The 6,482-nt window shown below is 68.7% G+C and carries 4 protein-coding genes; 3 read left to right on the top strand and 1 reads right to left on the bottom strand.

Annotation, left to right across the window (positions count from 1 at the left end):
• Positions 1–192 precede the first annotated feature (192 nt).
• On the top strand, positions 193–2,436 hold the full coding sequence (locus HR086_RS43600) for an ATP-binding protein (RefSeq protein ID WP_141649201.1): 2,244 nt from the start codon (positions 193–195) through the stop codon (positions 2,434–2,436).
• A 27-nt stretch (positions 2,437–2,463) separates the two neighbouring features.
• Positions 2,464–3,141, top strand: coding sequence for a zf-TFIIB domain-containing protein (locus HR086_RS43595; protein WP_174468592.1), 678 nt, complete (start codon positions 2,464–2,466; stop codon positions 3,139–3,141).
• Between the two features lie 72 nt (positions 3,142–3,213).
• Here HR086_RS43595 and HR086_RS43590 read toward each other — a convergent pair whose 3' ends face one another.
• Positions 3,214–5,184: an ABC-F family ATP-binding cassette domain-containing protein gene (locus HR086_RS43590; RefSeq protein WP_174468591.1), complete on the bottom strand. Its 1,971-nt coding sequence runs from the start codon at positions 5,182–5,184 to the stop codon at positions 3,214–3,216.
• Positions 5,185–5,439: 255 nt separating this feature from the next.
• On the opposite strand from HR086_RS43590, the gene HR086_RS43585 reads away from it, so the two are divergent.
• Positions 5,440–6,482, top strand: a 1,043-nt coding sequence (locus HR086_RS43585; RefSeq protein WP_254626721.1) for a serine/threonine-protein kinase, incomplete at its 3' end; no start/stop codon positions are given.

Below are 6,482 nucleotides of genomic sequence, written 5' to 3'. Positions count from 1 at the left end.
GGGTGGAGACCTGGGGTGCGGGAGCCTGCGCGGACAAGAGGAGCGCGGAGGCGACGACGGCGAGCTTGGGCAGGAAGGGCTTCATACGCGGGGCTGGGGACCCTGGGAGGTGGGCGCGGGCTCGCCCCATGACAACCGGGAGTGCATGGAAAATTTCCGGAGGTGGACACAGGTTAGACTGTCCGCACGCCCATGGACATCCGGACTCAGAGCGCTCTGCTGGCATCCATCATCGGCCTGGCCCTGGGCGTGTCCATGTTGTTGCGCCCGGCCCGGCCGAAGGTCCTCACCCTGTACTCCGTCTTCGCCCTGACGGTGGCCGGGTACTACCTCTCGTTCTTCTTCCACAGCCTCTTTCCCGCGGCGACCTACCCCTGGGCGGCACGCATCACCCTGGGCATCACCGTGCTCGTCGCCTCGCTCGTCCCAGGCGCGGCCGTGGGCTTCTTCCTCGAGTTCTTGGATGTCAGCAAGGGAACACACCAGGTCGGCCGCCGGCTCGCCCTCCTGTCGGTCTTCCTGGGCCTGGCCGTGGCCGTCACCCCCCTGGCCGACAAGGTGTGGGCTCGCGTGGCCATGGGCGTCTGGGTGCTCGGCTCCCTGCTCGCTTCGGTGTCGTTGCTGCTCCACCGGGTCCGGACCAACGAGTCCCGCATCGAGCAACTGAGGCTGATGTACCTCGCCATCGGCGCGGCGGCGGGCATCCTGTTTTCGGCGCTCGACTTCCTGGGCACCGTCATTCCGCTGCCGACGCTCGGGCCCGTCTTCACCACGCTGTACCTGTTCTTCCTCGCGCAGACGCTGTTGCGGCTGCGGCTGATGGACCTGCATGAGCTGTTGGGAAAGATCGCCTCGCAGACGGTGCTGGCGGTCATCCTCGCGGCCGTCTTCACCGTGCTGACGGCGTGGGTGGACGAGGACACGGGGCTGTTCGTCTTCAACACGGTGGTGGCGGCGTTCGTCATCCTCATCCTGTTGGACCCGCTGCGCACGAAGGTGGAGGAGATGGTGGTGCGCATCTTCTTCCGCGAGCGCTTCGCGTTGCTGGACGCGCTGGGGATGTTGCGGGCGCGGATGGCGAACGTCATCGACATCTCCGAGCTGGCGCGACTGGTGCTCGACACGCTCCACGAGACGGGCCGCGTGACGCATGCGTCGGTGTATCTGCTCGCGGAGGATCGGCCGGGGTATCGGCTGCTGGATTCGCGGGGGCCGTTGCCGGTGTCGTTCCTGGACACGGCGGCGGCGCGCGGCCTGTTGTTCGCGGTGGCCAGCGGGCAGAAGGCCGTGCTGCTGGAGAACGTGGAGCGGCGTGGCGCGACGATGCGACTCCAGTCGGTGGAGGGACGGCGCTACCGCGACGAGCTCAAGCGGCTGAACGACACGCGCGCGGCGCTGGTGCAGATGAAGGCCGGCATCAGCGTGCCGATGGTGGGCAATGACCGGGTCATCGGCTTCCTGAATCTCTGGGACGAGCGGGTGCCGGAGGCGTACGCGTCCGATGAGATTGCCCTCATCCTGGAGGTCGCGGAGAAGCTGGCGACGGTGCTGGAGAACTCGAAGCTGTACGAGAAGATTCGAGAGAGAGATCGACTGGCGGCGCTGGGAGAGATGGCGGCCGGCCTCGCGCACGAGATTCGCAATCCGCTGGGGGCCATCAAGGGCGCGGCGCAGTGTCTGGACCCCATGCGGCTGCCGGGTGAGGACGGCGAGTTCCTGGAGGTCATCGTCGAGGAGGTCAACCGGCTCAACGGCGTGGTGACGGCGTTCCTCGACTACGCGCGGCCGATGAAGCAGAGCTTCGGGCCCACGGACTTGAACGAAGTCGTGACGCGGACGATGCGCCTCATCCAGAACGACGTGCCGGCGAACGTCCAGCTCGCGGTGGAGTTGGACTTGCTCCTGCCCCGAGCGGATGGAGACGCCGAGCAGCTCAAGCAGGTGCTCATCAACCTGGTGCAGAACGCGGTGCAGGCGTTGGACACGCGCGAGGGTCGAATCACCGTGCGCACGGAGAAGCCGGAGCGCTTCGGCGAGTTCCGCAACGCGGGGGGCGAGGTGCTGGAGGTGCGCGTGTCCGACAACGGCCCGGGCATTCCATCGGACCAGCAGCCGCACATCTTCGTGCCCTTCTTCACGACGAAGCAGAAGGGCACGGGGCTGGGGCTCGCCATCTGCCAGCGCATCGTGAAGAACCACGGCGGCAGCATCTCCGTGCAGAGCAAGGCGAGCGAAGGCACCACGTTCATCATCCGCCTGCCCGCGTTGCCGGCGGAGAAGCCCGCGGAGGGGCTCGTCGCGGAGGGCACGGGCACCCCTCCGCCCGCGACGCGCATCTCCCAGTCGTTCCCCATGCCGGAGGAGCTGCGAGAGCCCCCTGCCCCATCGGCCCCGGAGCCTCGGCCCAAGCGTGAGCGGCGGCGCCGAGCAAGCTGAGTGGGATTGGCGCTAGGCTGTCTGGCCATGAGCGCCTGCCCCTTCTGTCACGAGACGATGCGGCCCACCTTCCTGGGAGGCTTGCCCCGCGAGGAGTGTGGCCACTGCGGCTCCGTCTGGTTCGAGGGCGAGGCGCTGACAAAGGTGATGGGAGGCTCGGTGTCGGACGCGCTGGTGCGCCGCGCGAAGGGACACCCGGGCGTGTGCAAGGGCTGTCAGGCGAAGGTCCAGTACGTCCCCGAATGTCCCAGCTGTGGAACACCCGCGCCCAGCTGTCCCCGGTGCGGGCATGCGCCGCTGCCCGTGGTTCAGGTGCTGGGCGTCACGGTGGAGGTGTGCTCGGACTGCGCGGGCGTGGCGTTGGACCCGGGCGAGCTGCAGCAGCTCCAGCAAGCAGCGGCGCAGTATCGCGACTCGCCGCTGGACGTGCGGCCCACGTTCAAGCTGGGGCGAGCGACTGCGTGCGCGGAGTGCAAGCGCGAGGTAAAGCCACGCTACGGCTTCGTCTGGGAAGAAGCCCTGTACTGCGGTAGCTGCGCGCCCGAGGGCTCCGCGCCCTTCACGGAGGAGCTGACGAAGGCGGAGCCGTCCTCCGAGATGAGCACCCCGCTTATGTCCGGCTACACCGGGAACATGGCCGCGGGTTACACCGGGGACACCACCGGCCCCGCGCTGCTGTGGCTGTTCAGGCGCGTCTTCGGGTAGTGAGCCGAGACGAGCCGGAGGTCCGCGCTCACAGGAGAGCGGCCCCCTGCGCGCCTGGCGGAGGACCGCGCCTCAGTTCAAGGTCGCGGTCGCCTGCGCCAGCTTCTCCTGCGTGGCTTCCCACCGCGCATAGAGGTCATCCAGGGTGTCCTTGCCCTCGCGGTGCGCGTCCATGAGCGGCTTGGCGCGAGCGAAGTCGTTGTAGAGGACGGGGTCGGCGAGCTGCGCCTCGCGCTCCTTCTGCGCGGCCTCCACCTTGGCGATCTGCTCCTCCAGCTTGGAGATCTCCTTCTTGAGCGGACCCTCCACCACGCTGCGCCGCTGACGCGCCTCGGCCTCCTGCCGCTTGCGCTCCTTCTCCGTCATCGCCACGGAGGACGCAGTGTCCCCTCGGGCCGCGCTCGCGCCACCCGCCGCCGCCTCTGCCTTCAGACGCTGCTGCTCCTGGTGGTACAGGTAGTCGTCCAGGTTGCCCGGGTGAGGCGTCAGCTTCCCGTCCGCCACCTCCCAGACCTGGGTGCACAACCCGTTGATGAAGCTGCGGCTGTGGCTGACGAACAGCAACGTGCCGCCGTACAGCTTCAGCGCCTCGATCAGCATCTCCGCCGAGTCCAGGTCCAGGTGGTTGGTGGGCTCGTCCATCAGCAGGAAGTTGGAGGGCACCAGCAGCAGCTTGGCCAACGCCACGCGGGCCCGCTCACCACCGCTGAGCACCCCAATGGGCTTCTCCACGTCATCGCCGCTGAAGAGGAACGCGCCGAGCACGCCGCGCACGTAGCTCTCCGGCTTGTCCGCCGCGAGCGGGCGCACTTCCTCGATGATGGTGTTCTGTCGGTCCAGCTTGTCCGCGTGGTGCTGCGCGTAATAGCCCACCACCACGTTGTGCCCGATGGTCACCGTGCCCGAGTCCGGCACCAGCTCCCCCGCCACCATCCGCAGAAGAGTCGTCTTGCCCGCGCCGTTGGCACCCACCACGGCGATGCGCTGGCCGCGCTCCACCCGGCCCGAAAGGCCGTCGTACACGGTCTGCGCGCCATAGCGCTTGGTGATGCCTTCCAGCGTCACCACGTCGCGCCCGCTCCGGTCCACTTCCGGGAAGCGGAACTTCATCGTCGAGCGCTCCTCCAGGACCTGGACCTTCTCCAGCTTCTCCAACATCTTCGCGCGGCTCTGCGCCTGCTTGGCCTTGGTGGCCTTCGCGCCGAAGCGGTCGATGAAGCCCTGCAGCTCCGCGCGCCGGTTCTCCACCTTCTCCGCCCGGGCCTGGAGCAGCACCTTCTCCTCGGCGCGCAGGCGCTTGTAGTCGTCGTAGTTGCCGGCGTACTCGCGCACGCCTTCGAGCTCCAGCGACACCACGCGGTTGATCTGCCGGTTGAGGAAGTCCCGGTCGTGGGAGATGAGCACCAGCGCCTTGCTGGAGCGGCGCAGGAAGCCGTCGAACCACGCGAGCGTGGGGACATCCAGGTGGTTGGTCGGCTCGTCGAGGAGCAACAGGTCAGGGTCCTGGAGCAGCAGTCCCGCCAGCGCCGCGCGCATCCGCCAGCCACCCGACAGGGCCGAGGTGGGCTTGGCCAGGTCGTTGTCCTTGAAGCCCAGGCCCTTGAGGATGCGCTCGGCGTGGTGCCGGCCGAAGCGGTTCTCGAAGTCGTCCAGCTCCGCGTGCAGGTCCGCCAGGGACTGGGCCAGCTCCAGCTGGTCCTCCTCGTCCGTGGCCGCCGAGAGCGACTCCTCGGTCTCCTTGAGGCGGGTCTCCAGGGTGTCGCGCCCCGGGACGGTGCTCATCACCGCCTCCACCACCGTGCCCTCCGGCAGCCCGGCGATTTCCTGGGGCAGATACCCCCAGCGGGCCCGGCGACGGTAGGTCAGGGACCCTGAATCCGGCTGGGCGACCCCCGCCAGGATTTTCATCAGGGTGCTCTTCCCCGTCCCGTTGGCCCCGACGAGGCCTACACGGTCCTTGGGGCCGAGGGTGAAGCTGTCGCTGTCGAAGAGGACCTTCTTTCCATAGGAGAGGCTGAGGTCCTGGGCGATGACGAGGCTCATGGCGGCCGGGGATGTAACAGCCCTGGGCTCCTCGGGAAATGGCTCAGATGCCTGTCTGGAGACCGTGGGGGCCAACGTCCCCTTTCCGGACCTGCCCGGGGCCTGCCTATACTCCGGCCCCACATGGCTGCCCCCTGTCCCCATTGCGGAAGCACCGACGGCGTCGACCACCTCTGCTCAGGCCAGAGCCTCCAGCTCATCGGCCAGGTGCTCGATGGCCGCTACAAGATTGAGAGCGTGCTCGGCCAGGGCGGCATGGGCATGGTGTTCCGCGCCACGCAGACCTCGGTGCAGCGCCCCGTCGCGGTGAAGACGCTCAACCCGTCGCTCGCCGCCGCGCCCCAGTTCTTCGAGCGCTTCCGACGAGAGGCGGAGATCGCCAGCCGCCTGCGCCACCCGAACGTCATCACCATCTTCGACTTCGGCCGCGCCCCCGACGGCACCTGCTACTACGTGATGGAGCTGCTCCAGGGCGAAAGCCTCAAGGAAGTGGTGAAGCGCGAGGGGCCCATGTCCCTGCGCCGCGCCACCAGCCTCATCGAGCAGGCCACCCAGGGCCTCGCCCACGCGCACCAGGAAGGTTGCGTCCACCGCGACCTGAAGCCGCACAACATCATGGTGCAGGACCTGGGCGGGCGGGACTTCGTCAAGGTGCTGGACTTCGGTCTGGTCAAGGCGCTCGAGGCCGAGGAGGAGGAGCAGCTCACCTCCACCGGCCAGGTGCTGGGCACGCCGCAGTACATGCCGCCAGAGCAGGCCGGCGGCGAGGCCGTGGACCAGCGCTCCGACCTGTACTCCATGGCGGGCGTGCTCTACTTCTGCCTCACGGGCAGCTCGCCGTTCGGCGCGAACACCGTGCGCAAGGCGCTCACCGCGTCGCTCACGCAGCAGGTGCCCGCGGTCAACTCCAAGCGCCAGGGCGCCCCGGTCCCCGCCGCGCTGGATGCCTTCTTTCGCAAGGCCCTGTCCCCCGAGAAGGAGGACCGCTACCAGAGCGCGCAGGAGCTCATCGACGCGATGATGGAGTCGGTGGAGGACGTCAGCGCCGAGCAGTTCGATGCGATGCCCAGCGGCGGCTCCAGCTCCGGCGTCAACGAGCGAGGGAGCGGCAGCCGGGCCAGCGGCAGTCGCGCGGGACGTCCGGGTGCCGGCAGCGGCAGTGGCGTGCGCTCCTCGCGCGTCGGCGCGTCACCGGGTCGTGGTTCCACGCCTTCCAACGTCGTCATCGCGCGCAGCCAGGCGGGAGCGCCGGGCGGAAGTGGCTCGTCACCCAGCCGCGTCCGTCCGCCCCCGGGCCG

It is taken from the genome of Myxococcus sp. CA039A (assembly GCF_013336645.1).
GTDB classification, from domain to species: Bacteria; Myxococcota; Myxococcia; order Myxococcales; family Myxococcaceae; genus Myxococcus; species Myxococcus llanfairpwllgwyngyllgogerychwyrndrobwllllantysiliogogogochensis.
The sequence above is the reverse complement of the archived record's forward strand: the minus strand, read 5'-3'. Positions and strand labels throughout refer to the sequence as shown.